Origin of the sequence: Acinetobacter variabilis (assembly GCF_000369625.1) — a bacterium.
GTDB lineage: Bacteria > Pseudomonadota > Gammaproteobacteria > Pseudomonadales > Moraxellaceae > Acinetobacter > Acinetobacter variabilis.
The window spans coordinates 1,079,752-1,099,642 of sequence record NZ_KB850113.1 but is presented as its reverse complement, the minus strand read 5'-3'; the positions used below and the strand labels follow the sequence as shown (position 1 = coordinate 1,099,642).

Here is a 19,891-nt window from a genome sequence, read left to right as displayed (position 1 = left end):
TATGATAGAATCTGAACGGAATTAATTTGTCTCATTCGAGGGAATACACTTGCAAAATCGGAAACTTAAAATCGGAATCGTGGTGGGAGAAGTATCTGGAGATACGCTTGGTGCGAAGCTCATCCGTAGTTTTCGAGAGCAGGGTATTGATGCAGAGTTTGAAGGGATCGGCGGACCACAAATGCTGGCGGAAGGCTTCAAGAGCTACTATCCAATGGATATTCTCTCAGTCATGGGCATTGTTGAAGTCCTGAAAGATATTAAAAAACTGTTTGCAGTTCGTGATGGTCTGGTCGAGACCTGGACGAAAGATCCAGTCGATGTGTTTATCGGTATTGATGCGCCTGATTTTAATTTGCGACTTTCCAAGGCCCTGAAACAAAAACAGTTACCGATTAAGGCCGTGCAATATGTCAGTCCTTCGGTCTGGGCATGGCGTCAGGGCCGGGTACATGGCATCAAGGCCAGTATTGATCTGGTGCTGTGCCTATTTCCATTTGAAAAAGCATTTTTCAAGAAATGGGATGTTCCGGCAGCTTTTGTCGGTCATCCATTGGCAAGCCAGTTACCCCTTAACAATGATCTGGCTGAAGCGCAGGCAGAACTGGGTCTCGATTCTACGCAAAAGTATATTGCACTGCTGCCGGGGAGCCGCCGTGGTGAAATTGAACGTTTAGGACCATTGGTACTGGATGCAGCCAAAATTCTGCATCAGAAATACCCGGATTATACGTTTTTGATTCCTGCCATTAATGAGATGCGCAAACAGCAAATTGAAAACTTGCTGGCACGATATCCGGACAGTTTAAAAGTGCATATCCGCCTGATGGAAAATACCAGTAGTGAGTCAAAAATTGGCCGCCAAGTCATGAATGCGTCCAATATCATTGCACTAGCTTCAGGCACTGCGACACTGGAAGCCATGTTATTGCACCGTCCGATGGTGACCTTTTATAAATTGCACTGGCTGACTTTCCAGATTGCCAAATTGCTAGTCAAAATTCCTTATTTCTCATTGCCAAATATTATTGCTGGCAAAAAAGTCATTCAGGAATTAATTCAGTCTGAAGCAACGCCTGAAAATCTGGCTGCTGAAATTGAAAAATTGATGGATATTGAAGCAGCTAAAATTCAGGTGATGCAGCATCTTACTATGCACAAGCAATTGCTTTCCGGCAACAGTGAAGATCCTGTCAAAGCGGTACTAGATTTAGTCCAATAATGAAATCTTGCTTGTCTGACAGGCAACACGATATTGGGTCGGGGTTTGTTCAAACTGTTTTTTAAAGCTTTGACTAAACGCCGTTTCCGAAGAATAGCCTACCAAATAGGCGATCTGCTGAATGCTAAATCCGCTATTTCTGAGATATTGTGCTGCCAATCGAAGTCGATGCTGTTGCAGATAAGCCAATGGCGGCTCATCAACAATCTGGGTAAACAGCTGGGCAAATTTGGAACGCGACATATGGCATTGTTCAGCCAGGCTTTCTACGGTCCAAGGCTGTTCTGGTTTGCCATGAATTGCTGCCAAGGCATTGGATAGTTCAGGATGGGAAAGGGCATTTAGCCAGCTCGAAGCATTTTCCAGATTCAAAATATAATCTCGTACGCATTCAATCAGTAAAATACTGACCAGATGATCCAGAATTTTGTCTCGTCCCGGACGAAGTTGCTGGGTTTCTAGCGCCAGAAATTGCAAACCGACCTGTAACCATTCTGGTGCTGTATCTCCCAGAATATGCTGGATGTGCAGATATTTAGGTAAAGCACTCAGTAGCGGTTTCGCCATCTGGATATCCAGATTGGAACGAATCGCCAGAATAAAACTGCGTTCTGCTGAATGGGTGATATTGAGATCCACACATTGCTGTGCATGAGTCTGAAAATAAGAATTGATCGAATGATGTTCAGAAAAATCTGCATTACCGGGACTAGAAATCCGATGGGTAGAACCTGCAGGCAATAACACTAGATCGCCTTGTTGCAGCTCAAGCAAATCACCATCTTTAAATATTAATTGCGCTTGACCTTGCAATAACACATAAGCCAGCATGGAAGGTTCATATTCATAATCAAACCCGCCTGGATGGAACACATTGAGGTAGAGATATTCTGATTTTTCCAGATGAATATCATCAAAAATTTTACTTAAAGCATCCATGCCTGACTCTATTCTTTTGTTTTAATTAATTTAATTAAATTTAAATAGTCCAGAATTGTGATTTAAGGCCAAGATTTAGCCTATTGCGCCAAAGACGCTGACATAGTTTTTCTGGACGTTCAATACTGTTCGCTAATGCTGAAATATTCAACTATATGTGCAGAGTAACATAAAAAAGGAGGGTCGCAATGAATGCCCCTGCACAAATTAGCAAAGCTCAGTTCACGCAGGATGCGTCAGTGCTGAAAGGTTTACAACTGGATAAAAAACGTTTTGGCTGGCTGCTCAGTCCCAGTTTGCCTGTGATCGGTATGGGAATTCTGGCTGGCTATCATTTTGGTCCCAAAGCCACTAAAAAAGTCTTTGCGATGGGTGGACCTTTATTATTGCATGTGATTATCCCGACTCTGGATGCTTTAATTGGTGATGATGCCAATAATCCAAATGATGAGCAGATTCAGGCATTGGTCAGGGATCCTTATTATGACCGGATCGTGAAGATGTTTATTCCTTTGCAAATGGCTGCCAATGCTTTTGCAGGCTATGTAGTATCTCGTCCAAATGTTTCTCTGGTCGATCAGGTGTTACTTGGTGTATCTATGGGGGCGATTAATGGGATCGGCGTGAATACTGCGCACGAGCTGAGCCATCGTCCTCAGAAAAAAGACCATTACTGGTCGCATGCCAGCCTGATGCCACTGGCCTATAACCATTTCCGGATTGAGCATCCTTATGGACATCATAAACGGGTGGCGACGCCAGAAGACCCGGCATCTTCGAAAATGGGTGAATCTTTCTACCGTTTCTGGCCACGTACCGTATTGGGTGGCTTGAAATCAGCAATTCAGATAGAAAAAAGACGTTTGGAACGTAAAGGTTTAAAATTCTTTAGTCAGGAGAATGAACTGTTTCATGGCTGGGCCATGAGTGCGGGCTATCATGCCTTGATGCTGAAAACGTATGGCAAAAAAATTATTCCTTATACGCTGACCCAAGCCTTCTATGGCATCAGCCTGTTTGAGATCGTGAATTATATCGAGCATTATGGGTTGAAACGCGGGCAAAAAGCGGATGGTACCTATGAGCGAACCTTGCCCGAGCATAGCTGGAACAATAACAACATCGTGACTAATCTGTTCCTGTACCAGTTACAACGCCATTCGGATCATCATGCCTATCCAAGCCGGCCATTTCAGGCATTGCGACATTTTGATGAAGCGCCAGAATTACCAAGTGGTTATGCTACCATGCTGATTCCAGCACTGATTCCACCATTGTGGTACAAGATGATGGATCAACGTGTGTATCAGCATTATCAAGGCGATCTGACTAAAGCGAATATTCTGCCTTCGAAGCGTGCCAAGCTGCTTAAGAAATTTGGTCTAAAAGACGCTGCGGCTTGATGATGTAAATAAATAAAAATGCGCCATTCGAGGCGCATTTTTATTGATTTTTAATTAGAACCAGTCACTTTGCATATTTAGACAGGTGTCATCGAAGTTCATCAGTAATTTAGCCTGATGTTCAATTTCAGGCAGTTCCCACTGAATAAAATATTGAGCTGCCTGAATTTTACCTGCCAGAAAAGCTTGATCTTCCTGTTGAGAAGATGTGCCAAATTTAAGTTGAGCCTGATTGGCCATTTCCAGCCACAACCACGCGATAATAGTTTTGCCCATCATATCCAGATATAGCCCAGAATTGGCCAAAGCTTCACTAACGTTGCCTTGATGCAGAGCCTGACCTAAAACCTGTGTGGTTTTTTGCACAGTAACAAGATGCTGTTTATAGACATCTGCCAGTTCTGCTAACTTGCTATCCTGAATCTCAGACAAGGTTTTCTGGATGCGTTGCATGAGCAGGGTCAGGCCTTTGCCATTGTGCTGCCAGAGTTTACGGCCTAGTAGATCCAGAGACTGAATCCCATAGGTGCCTTCATGAATCGGATTAAGACGGTTATCCCGATAGCATTGCTCAACCGGATATTCACGCGTATAGCCTGCACCACCCAAGACCTCAATTGCCAGATCATTGGCTTTAGGACCATAGGCAGAAGGGAAGGACTTGACCACGGGTGTAATAAGATCGAGTAAAATGGCACTATCTTCATCTTGTGCAGCCTGATGTTCATCAATTAAACGAGCTGCAAATAAGCACAGCGCCAAAGCACCTTCAACATAGGACTTTTGTGTCAACAGCATACGTTTTACATCCGTATGCTCAATGATATTCACGGGCTTGGCGTCAGGTGTTTTTTCATGAACCAGACGGCCTTGAGGACGGTTTTTAGCATAGGCCAGAGATTCCAGATAACCACGATAACCAATCATGGCTGCACCGAGACCAACACCGACACGTGCTTCATTCATCATCTTGAACATGTATTTTAAGCCATGCCCCGCTTCACCAATTAAATAGCCTAAGCAATTGTCATTTTCCCCAAAGCTTAGCACTGTTGAAGTAGTGCCGCGATAGCCCATTTTGTGTAGTAGGCCAGCCAGCTGGACATCATTGGATTCACCTAAAGTGCCATCTGTATTGGTTTTGAGTTTCGGCACGATGAATAGGGAAATACCTTTTACGCCTTGTGGTGCATCTTGGATACGAGCCAGAACCAGATGCACAATATTTTCAGTAATGTCCTGATCACCACCAGAAATAAACATTTTCTGGCCTTTAATTTTATAGCTTCCATCTGCCTGAGAAATCGCTTTAGTGGTTAGATCTCCCAAAGAGGAACCTACATTCGGCTCGGTCATCGCCATAGTCCCGGCAAAGCGGCCACTGAGCATATGCGGCAAGAACATTTGTTTTTGTTCTGAAGAAGCAAAGGCCTGAATCAAATTTGCTGCAGCGGCTGTCAGAAAAGAGTAGGCAACAGTCGAAGGATTCGCCGACATGAAATAGGCATTGCAGGCCATATTCACCAAAGTCGGCAATTGCATGCCGCCGTCTGCGTAATCATGCTGGGCGCAGAGTAGGCCAGCATCAGCAAATTGTTGCCATGCTATTTTCACTTCATCAATAGTCTTCACCTGTTTGCCATCAAAGCTCGGTTCGTGATGATCAGCCTTGGCATTATGCGGCGCAAAATAATCGGTCGCGATGCCTTTTGCCGTTTCCAGAATGCTATCAAAGGTATTTTTGTCATGATCCTGATAACGTTCCAGGTCAGTTAAGGCTTCGAGTTTGAAAACATCATAAAGCAGAAAATTGAGGTCTTTATTATTAATCAGCTGAGTCACAGTACGATCCCGAATGTGTAATCCTTGAGATAGCATCAAGACTAGCAGTTGCATTTATCAAGGAGGATTGTCAATAATGACATGAATAGGGTGAAAAAAGACAAATAGAAAAATATGCAACAGGTAGTGATTTTAGGCTTTGATGGTGCTTTGGCTTCAGCAATTACAGGTGTCGTCGATTTATTTGCTATGGCTGGCGTGAGCTGGAACCGGATTCAGCAGCAGGATGTGCAACGCCTGTTTAAAGTCAGGATCGCCAGTCCAGATGGACAGCCAATTCGTTGTATTAATGGTCTGGAATTGCAAGCTCATTGTGCGTATAAAGAGATTCAAACAGCAGATATTCTGGTAGTGCCGACCATTGCCGCACCTATTCAAGAGGTACTGGATGAAAATCCAGGCCTGATTCAGTTTTTAACTTCCGCCCATGCACAATCCACCTTAATCGCTGGAAACTGCACCGGAAATTTCTTTCTGGCAGAAGCCGGCATTTTAGATGGACGTGTGGCGACAACGCATTGGGGATTTCAGGACATGTTTCGTGCCCGTTATCCTCAGGTCAAACTCAATGCCGATCTGATGATTAGCCGGGATCAGAATATTTACTGTGCAGGTGGAGGCTTGGCCTGGTTTGACTTAGGCTTGCATCTGATTGAACGTTTCTATGGTTTTGAAGTTGCCATGCAATCTGCCAAATCCTTTGTGATTGATTATCGACGTGATAGTCAATTGTCTTATTCATTAATGAAGATTGGTCAACCTCATCATGATGAACTGGTGCAAAAAGTTCAGGACTGGTTAGAGCAGCATTTTCATGAAGAATTCACTTTGAATGCACTGGCAGAACGTTTTAATGTCACCACTCGTACTTTAATCCGGCATTTTAAGCAGGCGCTAAATATTGCACCGAACCAGTATCTGCAAGCCATTCGTATTGAAGCGACACGTAAGCGTCTTGAGGAAACCGATCAGGCAATAGATCTGATTATGCAAAATGTCGGCTATCAGGATCCAAGCTCATTTCGGCGTTTATTTTATAAAAAAACAGGGTTAACACCCTTAGAATATCGCCGTCGTTTTAGCCGACGTTTCTAGATTTTGATAAACAGAGAGATTCGAAAATCTCTCTTAACATACTTATTAGCTAAAGATGTCTTTACGTAAATAATGCGTATAAATAGTTGATGCGATGCTTTGCAGGAAGCCAGTGAACATGATCCAGTAAATGAAAACTTCACGTTCTAACCATTTTAGTCCGAAGCCTTCAAATCCGATAATGATCAAAAAGGCTGAACTAATCCCCAAAAATAAAATGTTATAGGAACAATGACTTCTGCTTTAATAAAATCATTGTTCCTCTTTCGTCTTTGGCTTCCTGTGAGCACTCAAAGCGTATTTTATATATTTCACAGCAAATCACAGCAACCACAATACTTAAAATACTAGCCATCAATAACCAATATAGTGTCATGTTTCTTCCTCAGCATAACTAAACAGTTCCTCAATCGTGGTTTCAAGCACATTTGCTAACTTGAATGCCAGTATCAAGGAAGGGTTGTACTTCTCTTTTTCTAATGCAGCAATCGTTTGGCGGCTAACTGCCACTGCATCAGCAAGCTGTTGTTGTGTCCAACGTTTTTTAGCACGGAACACGATGATGTCATTCTTTAACATGTTTTTACTCCAACATTATTTAAAATGTAATATATATTTAACATTGTGTAAAATATATATTTCATAATGATAAAAATAAGCGTCATTTAAAAGAGTTGAAATATAAAAAAACGGGCTTGATGCCCGTTTAAAAAGTATTGAATCAACTCGTTTAAGCTTTGACTGAGGTCGATTTAACCTTGCGGCCATGCAGCAGGTAATACCAGATCAGACAGCTAAAGGTAAGCAATGCAGAGAACAGATAAAGCTGACGATAACCCACCTGATCCAGCAGCATGCCGAGGAAATAAGGGCCGAAACCAAGACCTGCATCCAGTGCAATAAAGAAGGTTGAGGTGGCGAGACCCATCCGTTGCAAGGTGGTACTTTTCACAGCAATGGTTTGACACACGGACTGGATATTCCCGAAACCAAAACCTAATAACGCGGCACTCGCCAGTAACATCACAGAGTTTTGTGTTTGACTCAGCATCAGAATACCTACTGCCATAATCACGATTGCAGGGTAGATAATGATATTTTCACCTTTACGGTCCATTAATGGGCCAGTAAAAGGACGCGACAGCAGAATAGCAAAGGCATACATCAGGAAGAAGAAAGAGGCTGCTTCGACCAGATTGATGTCCTTGGCATAGAAGTGAATAAAGGACAATACGCCTGAATAACAGGTAGCCACCAGCAGGACAATGACAGCAATCGGCAAGGCATTCGGCTCTACATACTGAGCGAGCTTACTGGCAGATTGTGGAACAGAGGAAGTTGATGTACCACTCGCTTTAAGGCGCGGCGGCTGGATAAACAGACCGCAGATAAGGCAGCTGAGCGCAACGATAGTGGTGAAGATAAAAATCACCTGATAATTAAAATTCGTCATCAGCCAGATCCCGACAAAAGGACCAATCGCTGTACCAAGCGTACTGCTCATACTGAAATAACCGATACCTTCACCACGTCGTGTTGCCGGAATGGTTTGCGCAATTACTGTGCCGAGTACGGTAGAGGCCATACCCATCATAAAGCCGTGGATCAGACGAATACCCAATAACACTTCTAGTTTGGCCGGAATCATATAAAGTCCGGAAAATAGCAAAAAACCGGTCAGGCCAATCACCAGAGTATTTTTCAGCCCTAGACGATTCAGCAATTTCCCAATAAATAAGCGTCCAATTAGCGTTCCGACAATAAACAGACCGGATACCAGACCGGCTTGTGCAGTCGATGCTCCCAGTTCAGCGACCGAGAAACCGACAATCACAATCACCAGCAGGTAAAACACCAGAACAAGCTGGAAATTAACCAGACTGACCAGGACGAAATTAGGGGTCCATAAGCGGGCTTGATCTTGGCTCATTGTGGTGTTTCCTGAGATGAAGGGTGTAATTGCTGAATCAGCTGAACCAAAGTATTTTTACTGCTTTGCAGATCATCTGCGTCAATCTGTTGCAGTAACTGATCTTCAAAAGCATCAATCTGTTTAGAACACAGGTTAAAGGTTTTAACCCCTTGCTCGCTGAGTTTAAATACTTTTTGACGTTTATCCTCGGTTTCGATCTGGCAGATTAAGTCGAGTTCACTTAAATGCTGGATACGTTTGGTTATGCTTGGTTTTGAAACATTTAAATAGCTTGAAATATCAACCAGCGTGCATTGCTGTTGGGATTGAATGGTATAGAGCACTTGCCATAAGGAGTAATTAAGTTGGGAGGATAACAAAATAGTATTGATTTCATCACTCATGAGTCGTGCGCAACGCAGCAACAGTGAACGAAATCTGGAAGAGGGTTGAAACATATAGTTAACCTGGCTAACTAAATTGTGCCTAATCTACGCCTCTTTATTCAATTAGACAAGAGGGAAATTTTGAAAATTTTTGCATGGTTAACGTCTTTTTGACTAAGTTATTACAAGTCTTTAACCTGATTAAAAAACAATCAACAAAAGACTACATACTTTTAAGAATGATTCAGCCTAAGCTACCTAAGCACTAGAAAAATCCATCACTTAATAACTGAAGGGCAGATATGCCAAATAACACTACATAGGTGAAGTTTATGACTCTGGGTTTAACTGCATTAGAGTTAGCACGTATACAGTTCGCCTTTACTGTATCTTTTCATATTATCTTTCCAGCAATTTCAATCGGATTGGCAAGTTTTCTGGCTATTCTGGAATGGCGCTGGTTAAAGACTAAAAATCCGATTTTTCAGGATCTGTTCAAGTTTTGGGTCAAAATTTTCGCCGTCGCATTTGGTATGGGCGTCGTATCCGGTGTGGTAATGAGCTATCAGTTCGGAACCAACTGGAGTGAGTTTTCCCGGGTCGCTGGAAGTGTGACCGGACCCTTGCTGGCTTATGAAGTTTTAACTGCGTTCTTTTTAGAAGCCGGATTCCTGGGCATCATGCTCTTTGGCTGGGATCGGGTTGGCCCACGAGCACACTTTTTCTCCACTTTAATGGTCGCAGTCGGCACCTGTATTTCCATGTTCTGGATTTTATCTTCCAATAGCTGGATGCAGACCCCACAAGGTTTTGCGATTGAAAACGGCCTAATCGTCCCTCAGGACTGGGTAGCGATCGTATTTAACCCGTCTTTTCCTTATCGTCTGGCCCATATGGCGATGGCCGCCTTTCTGGTCTCGGCCTTACTTGTAGCCTCAACAGCGGCATGGCATCTGATCAAGGGTCGTCGCGATCCTTTAGTTAAAACTTCATTTTCCATGGCCATGTGGCTGATTCTGGCACTTGCACCTTTACAAATTTTTGTGGGGGATATGCATGGTCTGAATACACTTGAACATCAGCCAGCCAAACTGGCCGCGATGGAAGGCCATTGGGAAACCAATCATGATGAAGGAATGCCTTTATACCTGTTTGGGATTCCAGACATGCAAGCGGAAGAAACCAAATATGCAATTGGTATTCCTAAATTGGGTAGTCTGATTCTGACGCACTCTATGGATGGAAAAGTCACGGGGCTTAAAGATTTTGCGCCTGAAGATCGACCCAATTCACTGGTCGTGTTCTGGAGTTTCCGGATTATGGTCGGGATGGGTATGTTGATGCTCTTGCTTGCATTATGGGGGCTATGGTCACGTACCCGAGGACGTTTTTATGAGTCACGTGGTCTGCATCGTTTTGCACTCATCATGGGTCCATCCGGATTTCTTGCCATGCTGGCAGGATGGTTTACCACAGAAGTCGGCCGTCAGCCTTGGGTTGTCTACGGCATTATGCGGACCAAAGATGCATTATCACCAGTGTCCGCTGAACAGGTCGGTTTGACCTTGATTATCTTTGTGGTGGTGTACTGCGTTGTTTTTGGCGTAGGAATTTTCTACATGTTGCGCCTAATGCATAGAGGTCCAGAATTTATTCATTCCAGACCACACCATGAATCGGATAGCGATGTGGTTCAGGCTTCCCGTCGACCATTGAGCAGTATTCGCGAACGTATTGAAGAGGTTCCTGAACATCCGGATCAGGAGGATAAAAAATGATTGATTTATCATTAATTTGGATTGCGATTATTGGACTGGGTGTACTGGTCTATACTATTCTCGATGGTTTCGATCTGGGCATTGGCATTCTATTTCCATTCTTCCCGCATCAGGATGAACGCGATGTCATGATGAATACGGTCGCTCCGGTCTGGGATGGTAATGAAACTTGGATGGTTCTAGGGGGCGCTGGATTATTTGCTGCCTTTCCATTGGCTTATTCGACGGTACTCTCAGCACTGTATATGCCGATTATCCTGATGGTGATCGCCTTGATTTTTCGTGGTGTTGCTTTTGAGTTCCGTTTTAAGGCGAATAAAAGCAAACATTGGTGGGATAAAGCTTTTATAGGTGGATCGATCGTCACCAGTTTCTTGCAAGGGATGATCCTGGGTGCATATATTCAGGGAATTGAAACACGAAATGGTGTCTATGTAGGTGGTGGTCTGGATTGGCTCAGTCCATTTAGTATATTTACAGGAATCAGTGTCGTGGTGCTATATGCAGCATTAGGCTGTGGATGGCTCATTTATAAAACCGGTGATGATTTACAGGATCGCATGTTTAAACTGATGCCGAAGCTGATTATAGCCTTATTAATTATTCTAGGTGCTGTTAGTGTTTATACGCCGTTGACCCATCCGCAAATTGCGGAGCGCTGGTTCAGCCAGCCTCAATTTACCTACTTTATGCCCGTACCGATCCTGGTCATATTGTTTACCTGGCTGGCCTTACGTGCCTGTAAAAGACGCAGTGAACTAGGCCCATTTTCCTATATGTTAGTGCTGGTATTCCTGGCATATACCGGTTTTCTGATTAGTCTGTGGCCTTATATTATTCCACCATCAGTCACGATCTGGCAGGCAGCGGCACATGAAAATAGTCAGTTATTTGCTTTGATTGGAGCCTTAGTCCTGATTCCGATTATCGTGATTTATACCTGCATGTCCTATTGGGTATTCCGACACAAGGTGCGTGTTGGTGATGATGGTTATCATTAAGGAGCGGGTATGACACGCAAACAGATAGTATGGTTTGTAGGCTTATGGCTTGCAGGTTTTTTGACACTGGCACTTATTGCAGGGGCATTCCGCTTTCTGGTGCATTTGGCCTATTAGGTTATCATATGAACTGAACAAGCAAAAGGGATTTGTTAGTACAGATCCCTTTTTTATAAGCTAAATTTTAGATCTTTAAAATCAAGATGAGGCTTTGATCTGTTTACGATACACACTTGGACGGACAGGGCGGCTATTTTTCCATAACCCTTTTTTCTGCTTTTTGGCTTTATTCTGTAGTTCCATCATATAGCGTAAATGGTTTTTATCCCGGATATATTCCTCATAAACCCATGCCGCACCACGTTTCACAATCTCTTCATTGATATTCTTGCGATAACGATAGACCACACCGACACAGCGACCATATCGGTCAATATCAGTAATTTGTACACGAATCATTTTATTTTTAACCATACTTTGAACCAGGCGTAGCGATTCCTTACCATAGGCCTGTGAAGATTCAGGTGCATCGACATAAGCAAAGCGCAGTTTGGTCTCAGAGCGACGGATATTAAAACGGTAGCAGGTAAGGGTATCGCCATCACTGACAGCACTAACCCGGCACCAGTATTTCTTACCTTTCTTAAAGGGGCGAAATAGGTCCTTTAAATACACCGTAATTTTATGCAGCAGATAATAGGAAAAACACAGAAGTACGAAGCCCAGCACAATTTGCCAGGTGGTAGAGAGATGTAACAAGGGCAAGATCCAAATCAGCAAAAACAGCCGCATAAACACAGCTAAAAGTTGAGCCATTTTAGATCAAAGCCACTCCGCATAAGGCTTAAAAAGTCATCAATCAGTGTTTAGTTTTGTACCGATAAAATAGCCTAAGCACCATCAAATTAGGCCAATCTCAATCCTAAAACTTGATAATAAAATAGCCTAAGCAATTTTAAATCATCTCATAAATAGCCTAAGTAAAAATTTTATAAATTTCATTTCTTAAAAATTGATGTCTTTTATTTTCTTGCAGATCTTTATGCCAATACATCCCCATATTAATTTTCGGCAGTTGTACAGGAACGTCAAAAATATTCAGACAGTTTGCTAACTGTAGATGTGTCAATACATTTTTAGGAATTGTCAGCATGGCAGTCTTTTGCTGTTCCAGAATTTGCAGGGCTGTGGAATAGTGCTGACAACGTAAAAAAATCTGCCGGGAATAATGTTTTCGACTTAAATATATATCTTCAACTAAAACTCCCGTACGGCGTGAGGAAACGCCAATATGAGGTGAGGCCAGATAAATCTGTTCATTCATTTCTGTTTGTTGTGTACAGACCACGAATTCATCTTGTACCAGTCGTTCAAACTGAATTTTTTCACTAATACTTTGCTCCAGATCAATGACAAAATCGACCTGTTGAGAGGCGAGATCTGCAGCAATATTTTTACGGTCGAGTTTCATGCTACTCAGCTGAAGATCCAGGTTAATTTTTTGAAAATGTTGAACCAGTTTTGGAAATATCATGGGTTCAATTTCATCATGTACAGCGATTTTTAAGCTATGAATCAATTCCGGTCTGAATTGCTGATGCTGCATTGAAATATTCTGAATCGCAAAAAGTGCATTTTTAATTTCAGGATAGATCTGATCCGCAAACGGTGTGGGCTGCATCTTGCTACCCGTTCGCACAAATAAATCATCCTGTAAATGCTGTCTTAAACGTTGTAAAGCATGACTGGCCGCTGACTGGCTTATCGATAGAATTTGCGCGGCTTTAGAAATACTGTTTTGTTCGTAAATGGCAATAAAAAGTGGATAAAGATTAATATCAATACGATGAAAATTTCGTAGGTCCATCACGGTTTTTGAATGAATACTATGCATACTGCTATATGGAATTAAATCATTTTATTCATAATATATTTTGGGTTAAGGTATTGTAAAGCGTATGAATTAGAATATTCAGAGGGATAAAGCAATGTTTGAGTTGTCTGCACGAGCACAGGATTATTTAAATAGAACAAAAAAGTTTATTACTGATGAAATTGAACCTGTCGAGGCTGGTTTCTGGCATCAGGTGCATCAACTGAATCAAGGTGGCGACTGGACCAAATGGCAATGGCCGGCAGAGCTTGAAATATTGAAAGATAAAGCCAAAGCGGCAGGTCTCTGGAATATGTTTTTGCCTTGTCCAGAATTAGGTCAGGGATTATCCGTTCAGGAATATGCACATATCGCTGAACTTTCTGGACGAAGCCTGATTGCACCTACCGTCTTTAACTGTAATGCGCCAGATAGCGGTAATATGGAAGTATTGTGGCGCTATGGTTCTGAAGAACAAAAACAGCAATGGTTGATGCCACTTCTGGAAGGGAAAATCCGTTCAGTGTTCTGTATGACTGAACCTGCTGTGGCTTCAAGTGATGCTACCAATATGCAGGCGACGGCAGTAGTTGAAGGTGATGAAATTGTTTTGAATGGTCGTAAATGGTGGTCTTCGGGTTTGGGTGATCCAAATGCCAAAATCATCATCTTTATGGCACATACACCGGATGAATCCAAAGACCGTCATCATCAGCATTCGATGGTTTTAGTTCCAGTCGATACTGCAGGCGTGAAAATTGAACGGATGCTTCCAGTCTTTGGTGATTATGATGCACCACATGGCCACGGTGAAGTCAGCTTCGATAATGTTCGTGTTCCAGTTTCGAATTTTATTGGGGGTGCAGGTCAAGGCTTTGAAATTGCCCAAGGGCGTTTAGGGCCAGGCCGTATTCACCATTGTATGCGTTGCATCGGTGCAGCTGAAAAATCATTAGAACTTATGATTGACCGGGGTATGAGCCGTACCGCATTTGGTAAAGAGATTTTAAAACTGGGTGGTAACCTGGAACGTGTCGCAGAAGCTCGCGTTGCCATTGATCAGGCTCGATTATTAACCTTGTATGCTGCCTATAAAATGGATACTTTAGGGAATATGGCAGCACTGACTGAAATTTCTGCAATTAAAGTCGTTGCGCCAAGTGTACTGGAAAAAGTTGTGGATATGGCGATTCAGATCCACGGTGGTGCGGGTGTTTCTCGTGATACACCGCTGACCGGATTCTTTGCCCAAGCCCGTGCCTTACGTTTGGCTGATGGTCCGGATGAAGTGCATAAAGGTATGATTGCCAAGCTGGAACTGGCAAAACGTGGTTATAGCACACGTCGTAAAAAATAAGCTGGCTTTATATACAGAACATTGAAACGTATTAGAAGATTTTAAGGAAAAATTATGGCGGTCATTGATGTAGGTGGGTCAGTTCGTGAAGGTGAGGAACTGGATGTACAGGCCATCACAGATTGGTTAAATCAACAAGGAGTAAATGTAGAAGGTCCTTTAGAGCTTACTCAATATTCCGGTGGAGCTTCAAACTGGACTTATCGTTTGCAATATGCCAATGCCGATTTGATTCTACGTCGTCCGCCTCAAGGGACTAAAGCTAAATCTGCGCATGACATGGCACGTGAATATTATGTACAAAAAGCTTTGGCTGAACACTATCCAGTCGTACCTGAAATGGTGGCACTTTGTCAGGATGAATCAGTCATTGGCTGTGATTTTTATGTGATGAAACGCATTGAAGGTATTATTCCGCGTGCCAAGCTGCCGCCTGAATTACAACTGACTGAACCAGATATCCAGACTCTATGTATTAATGTGATTGATAAGCTGATCGAACTACACCAAGTTCCTTACACTGGTACAGAACTGGAAAAGTTAGGCAAAGGTGAAGGCTATTGCCGTCGTCAGGTAGAAGGCTGGGATGCACGTTACGAAAAAGCCAAAACATTAAATGTTCCATCTTTTAAATACGTGCGTAACTGGCTGAAAGATAATATTCCATCTGATTCTAAAACCTGTGTCATTCACAATGACTGGCGTTTTGATAATGTCATTCTGGATCCAGAAAATCCAACTGAAGTTATTGGGGTGCTGGACTGGGAAATGGCCACCCTGGGTGATCCGCTGATGGACTTGGGTTCTGCCTTGGCTTATTGGGTAGAAGATACGGACAATGCCATTTTTAAAGCAACACGTCGTCAGCCCACCAATTTAAAAGGTATGTTTACCCGTAAAGAAGTGGTGGATTACTATCTGGAGAAAACCGGTCTGCAACCGGAAAACTGGACATTCTATGAAGTGTTTGGGATTTTCCGTCTCTCAGTGATTGCTCAGCAGATCTATTACCGTTATTACCACAAACAAACCAACAATCCGGCCTTTAAGGATTTTTGGGTAGTGATTCATGCCTTGCATATCCGTGCATTAAAACTGATTGGTCTACAAAAGCTTGAAGCCAATGACATTGCACAAAAATATATCCTGAAATTTAAAGAGTTAATGCAAAAATGACCACCATTTACTTGATCCGGCATGGACAGGCATCTTTCGGGGCAGCCAGTTATGATCAGCTTTCGCCAAATGGGGAACTACAGGCAAAATTGCTCGGTCGTTATTTTGATGAAATTCTGAAAGAAGCACCGTATGTAGTGGCTGGTTCTATGCAACGTCATCAACAAACGGCGCAGTTATCTCTAGAAGAATGTTTTTCTGAAAGCGAGATTTTGACCGATAGTGCCTGGAATGAGTTTAATCATCAGCAGGTCTTTGCCCGTTATGAACCGCGTTTTAATCAGCCAGAACTGCTGAAGCAGGATGTCTCAGAACATGCTAATCCGCGAGACTATTTGAGCAAAATCTTTAGTGGAGCGATTGCTCGATGGACCTGTGATGATTATCACCACGAATATGATGAATCCTGGCCCAATTTTAAAAGCCGTGTAGAAACCGGTTTGCAAAATTTATGTGACCAGCTTGCGCAAACTAAACCGCGCTATGCAATCGTGTATACCTCGGGTGGTGTCATCTCTGTCGCGGTAGGCAAAATCCTGGGTCTGAGTCCAGAGAAAACTTTCGCTTTAAACTGGGCAATTACCAATACCAGCATTACTACATTACGTCTGGTCGGAAATGAACCCCAGCTACTCAGCTTGAATGAACATCATTTTATTAAAGCACAACGTCCAGACCTGCTAACCTGGATTTAAAAATTTTTGAAGATAAAACACCTTAGAAAAAAATAAAGGGATAGGGTAAAAATTATGGCTAAAACGATTTTAATTACTGGTGCAAGTTCAGGGATTGGTGCCGGTATGGCACGTGAATTTGCAAAAAAAGGGTATAACCTGGCGATTTGTGCACGTCGTCTGGAACGTCTGGAAACTTTGAAACAAGAACTCGAAAGCCAATATGATATTAAAGTCATTGCCAAAACACTGGATGTAACCAATTATGATCAGGTTTTTGAAGTTTTCCGTGCCTTTAAAGAAGACTTTGGCACCATTGACCGGATTATTGTCAATGCCGGTGTAGGTGAAGGCCGCCGGATTGGTAAAGGTAATTTTGCGATCAATAAAGCTACTGTTGAAACTAACTTTATTTCTGCATTGGCACAATGTGAAGCTGCAGTGGAAATTTTCCGCGCACAAAACTCCGGTCATCTGGTGATGATTTCATCGATGAGCGCAATGCGTGGTATGCCAAAACACTTGACCGCTTACGGCGCAAGTAAGGCTGGAGTTGCACATCTGGCTGAAGGCATTCGTGCTGAACTAATTGATACACCAATTAAAGTTACGACCATTTTCCCAGGCTATATTCGTACTGAAATTAATGAAGGCGCGAAAAAATTACCGTTTGAAGTGGATGAGAAAACGGGTTCACGTCTATTGGCAGAAGAAATTGAAAAAGCGCCAGTCAAAGCTTATGTACCGAAGTGGCCTTGGTTGCCACTCGGTTTAGCAATGAAAGTATTACCGCTAAAATTAGTCAATAAATTAGGTTAAAACTTCAATTCAAAAAAGCTCCATCAGGGGCTTTTTTAATTTTTAGTATTTAAAAATTTGGATAAAAGTAGGTTGGATAATTCTGGTATCGGATTTAAAGGCGTTATAAATTATTAAGATGTTTAGTTAAATCCCTAAAAGTCATTAACACTTTGATGATGAATAAATTTTATTTCTATATAAAAATAAAAATTTTATCAGAATAGAGATAATTAAATTTTTAAGAAAAGAATTTTTAGACGATAAATTTTATAGAAAATATCTCCTTATTTTTCTGCTTTATTCTTGATCTTAAAAAAATTACTAAAACTGCCCAAAACTTGGACATACTCGCTGCGAAAGTGGAAAGATAACTTCTCTTTTTTATAAATTCCTTTAATGTACAATTGTTCAGAAATTAAAGGTTGTCCATATGTCTACATCTTCGGATATGACTGACCAACAGCGAATCTCTAAGGTCAGAAATATCGTTACACAGGCCGGGGAAGAAATACGTACCCGTTATCCTATACTCAAACATCAGAATTTTATTGGTGCGAGTATTTTAGGTTTTGCCTGGACGGGGATGATCGCATGCGCATTGGCATATGGATATGGTTATCTTTCGGCGTGGTTCACCATTCCATTGATTGCAATTTTTGCTTCACTGACACATGAATTGGAACATGACCTGATTCATTATATGTATTTCAAAAAAACGCCTTGGGCACATCATTTAATGTTGGCTTTGGTGTGGCTGGCTCGTCCAAATACAATTAGTCCATGGGCACGTCGTCGTTTACATTTGCACCATCATAAATATTCAGGAACTGAATATGATCTTGAAGAACGTGGCATCAGTAATGGTATGCCATGGGGGATTCGCCGCATACTAGTGATAAGTGACCAGCTCATGTCGGTCTATTTACGTCCATTTCAGATGTTTAAAATGATTCATATTTTTATGGAAAAACAACCTGAAAAAGAACGTAAAGTTGCCATGATTTCTCAGCTCTTGGGCTTCTTGCCATTAAGCATGATTTATTATGGTCTGTGCTATTTATTTGTAGTTTTTCATGTAGGCAATGCTGTTGCACCAATCTTTGGTTATGAAATGCTTTGGTCGGAAAGTATCATCGAAGCTATGCCGCTCGTGAATTTCTTGACAGTAGTTTGGATCATTCCGAATTTTATCCGTTCTTTTAGCCTGCAATTCGTTAGCTCCAATATGCATTATTATGGTGATATTGATCCACGCGATGTCATCAAGCAGACTCAGGTACTGAATCCATGGTGGATGGTGCCATTCCAGTTATTTTGCTGTAATTTCGGTTCAACTCATGCGATCCATCATTTTGTGGTCAAAGAACCCTTTTATATACGTCAGTTGACCTCTAAAACGGCGCATAAAGTCATGAAAGAAGTGGGTGTACGCTTTAATGATATCGGAACTTTCAAGCGCATGAACCGCTGGAATGATCATAAAGTTTGATAGATCAGCTACATTAAAAAAAATCCCGCTAAATGGCGGGATTTTTTAATTTTTTAATCTACTCGTTAAGTAAAAATTTTATATACAAATATTAGAAAGCAATGTACGGACAAAATTCTAAGTTACGTGAATATTCATTAAAAATGACTGCTGAGGTATTACTCGTAATCCATAAATTGCAGTAAAATCAATCATATCTTTATATAAATTAGTCCATTATGTTGCTCAAAGCTGCCACTATCGCCTTAATTCCCGCGCTCATAATTCAGGGTAACCGTGTCAAAAAAAATACGATAAAACTTCCAGAACCAGAAGGTGCACGTGAAGGGCAAACAGGAACAGGAAAAAAACTTTCATTACTGATTGTAGGTGATTCAGCAGCAGCAGGCGTGGGCGTAGATCATCAGGATGATGCCTTACTCGGCGCGATTCTGAATGAGCTAAAAAATGACTTTGAAATTGAATGGAAGTTGCAGGCAAAAACAGGCGATACCACCTCAAAAGTCATTCATACTTTAGATCAGATTGAAGCTAAATCCTATGATGTGGTCGTGACTTCAGTCGGCGTGAATGATGTAACTAAACTCATGCCTGCCGATGTCTGGATCAAGAAGCAGGAACAGTTTTATAGCAAAATCCAGCAAAAGTTTAATCCAAAACTGGTCATTGCAGCCGGTGTTCCTCCGATGAATATGTTCCCGGCTTTACCGAATCCTCTGGCCTGGTTATTTGGTCAATATGCCAAACACATGAACCAGCAACTGGAAAAATTTGTGAACAAACAGAAAAACATGCAATGGATTGAATACGATATTGAAAAATATCGTGCCATGAATTTACAAATGGCCCAAGATGGATTTCATCCAAGTAAGGAAGTTTATACACTTTGGGGACAAGAAGTTGCTAGTAAGATCCGTCAGGCATTCTAAAATAACTGAAATAC

The 19,891-nt window shown here is 42.0% G+C and carries 20 protein-coding genes; 12 read left to right on the top strand and 8 right to left on the bottom strand.

Annotation, left to right across the window (positions count from 1 at the left end):
- Nucleotides 1–49: 49 nt before the first annotated feature.
- A complete protein-coding gene (lpxB, locus tag F897_RS10965) occupies nucleotides 50–1,222 on the top strand; it encodes a lipid-A-disaccharide synthase (protein ID WP_005235876.1) in 1,173 nt (390 codons plus the stop codon).
- Here the strand turns inward: lpxB and F897_RS10960 are convergent.
- Complete coding sequence (locus F897_RS10960; protein WP_005235874.1) at nucleotides 1,211–2,161, bottom strand: AraC family transcriptional regulator; 951 nt, start codon at nucleotides 2,159–2,161, stop codon at nucleotides 1,211–1,213. The two genes, lpxB and F897_RS10960, sit on opposite strands and share 12 nt — an antisense overlap.
- A 188-nt stretch (nucleotides 2,162–2,349) precedes the next feature.
- On the opposite strand from F897_RS10960, the gene F897_RS10955 reads away from it, so the two are divergent.
- Nucleotides 2,350–3,564: an alkane 1-monooxygenase gene (locus F897_RS10955; RefSeq protein ID WP_005235872.1), complete on the top strand. Its 1,215-nt coding sequence runs from the start codon at nucleotides 2,350–2,352 to the stop codon at nucleotides 3,562–3,564.
- 54 nt (nucleotides 3,565–3,618) lie between these two features.
- Here F897_RS10955 and F897_RS10950 read toward each other — a convergent pair whose 3' ends face one another.
- Entirely contained in the window at nucleotides 3,619–5,442 is a 1,824-nt protein-coding gene (locus F897_RS10950) for an acyl-CoA dehydrogenase (protein ID WP_171065468.1), read from the bottom strand.
- Nucleotides 5,443–5,520: 78 nt separating this feature from the next.
- Between F897_RS10950 and F897_RS10945 the strand changes: the two genes are divergently transcribed.
- The gene (locus tag F897_RS10945; RefSeq protein ID WP_005235869.1) at nucleotides 5,521–6,501 is read left to right on the top strand and encodes a GlxA family transcriptional regulator; all 981 of its coding nucleotides are present in this window, start codon (nucleotides 5,521–5,523) and stop codon (nucleotides 6,499–6,501) included.
- A gap of 45 nt (nucleotides 6,502–6,546) precedes the next feature.
- Here F897_RS10945 and F897_RS17745 read toward each other — a convergent pair whose 3' ends face one another.
- The 4 genes from F897_RS17745 to F897_RS10930 form a co-directional block, all read right to left on the bottom strand.
- A complete protein-coding gene (locus F897_RS17745) occupies nucleotides 6,547–6,690 on the bottom strand; it encodes a hypothetical protein (protein WP_161792067.1) in 144 nt (47 codons plus the stop codon).
- Between the two features lie 183 nt (nucleotides 6,691–6,873).
- Nucleotides 6,874–7,080, bottom strand: a complete 207-nt coding sequence (locus F897_RS10940; RefSeq protein WP_005235867.1) for a helix-turn-helix transcriptional regulator — start codon at nucleotides 7,078–7,080, stop codon at nucleotides 6,874–6,876.
- A 151-nt stretch (nucleotides 7,081–7,231) separates the two neighbouring features.
- The gene (locus F897_RS10935; RefSeq protein ID WP_005235866.1) at nucleotides 7,232–8,431 is read right to left on the bottom strand and encodes an MFS transporter; all 1,200 of its coding nucleotides are present in this window, start codon (nucleotides 8,429–8,431) and stop codon (nucleotides 7,232–7,234) included.
- The gene (locus F897_RS10930) at nucleotides 8,428–8,871 is read right to left on the bottom strand and encodes a MarR family winged helix-turn-helix transcriptional regulator (RefSeq protein ID WP_004785531.1); all 444 of its coding nucleotides are present in this window, start codon (nucleotides 8,869–8,871) and stop codon (nucleotides 8,428–8,430) included. The genes F897_RS10935 and F897_RS10930 overlap by 4 nt, the downstream gene beginning before the upstream one ends.
- Before the next feature lie 260 nt (nucleotides 8,872–9,131).
- On the opposite strand from F897_RS10930, the gene F897_RS10925 reads away from it, so the two are divergent.
- From F897_RS10925 to F897_RS17505, 3 genes are read left to right on the top strand one after another with little or no spacing between them, the layout of a single operon-like run.
- The gene (locus F897_RS10925) at nucleotides 9,132–10,577 is read left to right on the top strand and encodes a cytochrome ubiquinol oxidase subunit I (protein ID WP_005235865.1); all 1,446 of its coding nucleotides are present in this window, start codon (nucleotides 9,132–9,134) and stop codon (nucleotides 10,575–10,577) included.
- Nucleotides 10,574–11,578, top strand: a complete 1,005-nt coding sequence (gene cydB / locus F897_RS10920; RefSeq protein WP_005235864.1) for a cytochrome d ubiquinol oxidase subunit II — start codon at nucleotides 10,574–10,576, stop codon at nucleotides 11,576–11,578. The genes F897_RS10925 and cydB overlap by 4 nt, the downstream gene beginning before the upstream one ends.
- Nucleotides 11,579–11,587: 9 nt before the next feature.
- The gene (locus tag F897_RS17505; protein ID WP_104426067.1) at nucleotides 11,588–11,695 is read left to right on the top strand and encodes a DUF2474 domain-containing protein; all 108 of its coding nucleotides are present in this window, start codon (nucleotides 11,588–11,590) and stop codon (nucleotides 11,693–11,695) included.
- 81 nt (nucleotides 11,696–11,776) lie between these two features.
- Here the strand turns inward: F897_RS17505 and F897_RS10915 are convergent, their stop codons facing one another.
- The gene (locus F897_RS10915; protein WP_004785537.1) at nucleotides 11,777–12,394 is read right to left on the bottom strand and encodes a thermonuclease family protein; all 618 of its coding nucleotides are present in this window, start codon (nucleotides 12,392–12,394) and stop codon (nucleotides 11,777–11,779) included.
- Between the two features lie 160 nt (nucleotides 12,395–12,554).
- Nucleotides 12,555–13,472 carry a LysR family transcriptional regulator gene (locus F897_RS10910; protein ID WP_005235863.1) on the bottom strand — a complete coding sequence of 306 codons (918 nt, stop codon included), beginning with the start codon at nucleotides 13,470–13,472 and terminating at the stop codon, nucleotides 12,555–12,557.
- Nucleotides 13,473–13,566: 94 nt separating this feature from the next.
- On the opposite strand from F897_RS10910, the gene F897_RS10905 reads away from it, so the two are divergent.
- The 6 genes from F897_RS10905 to F897_RS10880 all read left to right on the top strand — a co-directional run bounded on the left by F897_RS10905 (nucleotide 13,567) and on the right by F897_RS10880 (nucleotide 19,877).
- Nucleotides 13,567–14,808, top strand: coding sequence for an acyl-CoA dehydrogenase family protein (locus tag F897_RS10905; protein WP_005235862.1), 1,242 nt, complete (start codon nucleotides 13,567–13,569; stop codon nucleotides 14,806–14,808).
- 54 nt (nucleotides 14,809–14,862) lie between these two features.
- On the top strand, nucleotides 14,863–15,984 hold the full coding sequence (locus F897_RS10900) for a phosphotransferase family protein (protein ID WP_005235861.1): 1,122 nt from the start codon (nucleotides 14,863–14,865) through the stop codon (nucleotides 15,982–15,984).
- Nucleotides 15,981–16,679, top strand: a complete 699-nt coding sequence (locus F897_RS10895; RefSeq protein WP_005235859.1) for a histidine phosphatase family protein — start codon at nucleotides 15,981–15,983, stop codon at nucleotides 16,677–16,679. Before F897_RS10900 ends, F897_RS10895 begins: the two co-directional genes overlap by 4 nt.
- Before the next feature lie 54 nt (nucleotides 16,680–16,733).
- Nucleotides 16,734–17,477 carry an SDR family oxidoreductase gene (locus F897_RS10890; RefSeq protein ID WP_004785546.1) on the top strand — a complete coding sequence of 248 codons (744 nt, stop codon included), beginning with the start codon at nucleotides 16,734–16,736 and terminating at the stop codon, nucleotides 17,475–17,477.
- 412 nt (nucleotides 17,478–17,889) lie between these two features.
- Nucleotides 17,890–18,948 carry a fatty acid desaturase gene (locus tag F897_RS10885; RefSeq protein ID WP_005235858.1) on the top strand — a complete coding sequence of 353 codons (1,059 nt, stop codon included), beginning with the start codon at nucleotides 17,890–17,892 and terminating at the stop codon, nucleotides 18,946–18,948.
- Nucleotides 18,949–19,166: 218 nt separating this feature from the next.
- Nucleotides 19,167–19,877, top strand: a complete 711-nt coding sequence (locus F897_RS10880) for an SGNH/GDSL hydrolase family protein (RefSeq protein WP_005235857.1) — start codon at nucleotides 19,167–19,169, stop codon at nucleotides 19,875–19,877.
- Nucleotides 19,878–19,891: the final 14 nt, after the last annotated feature.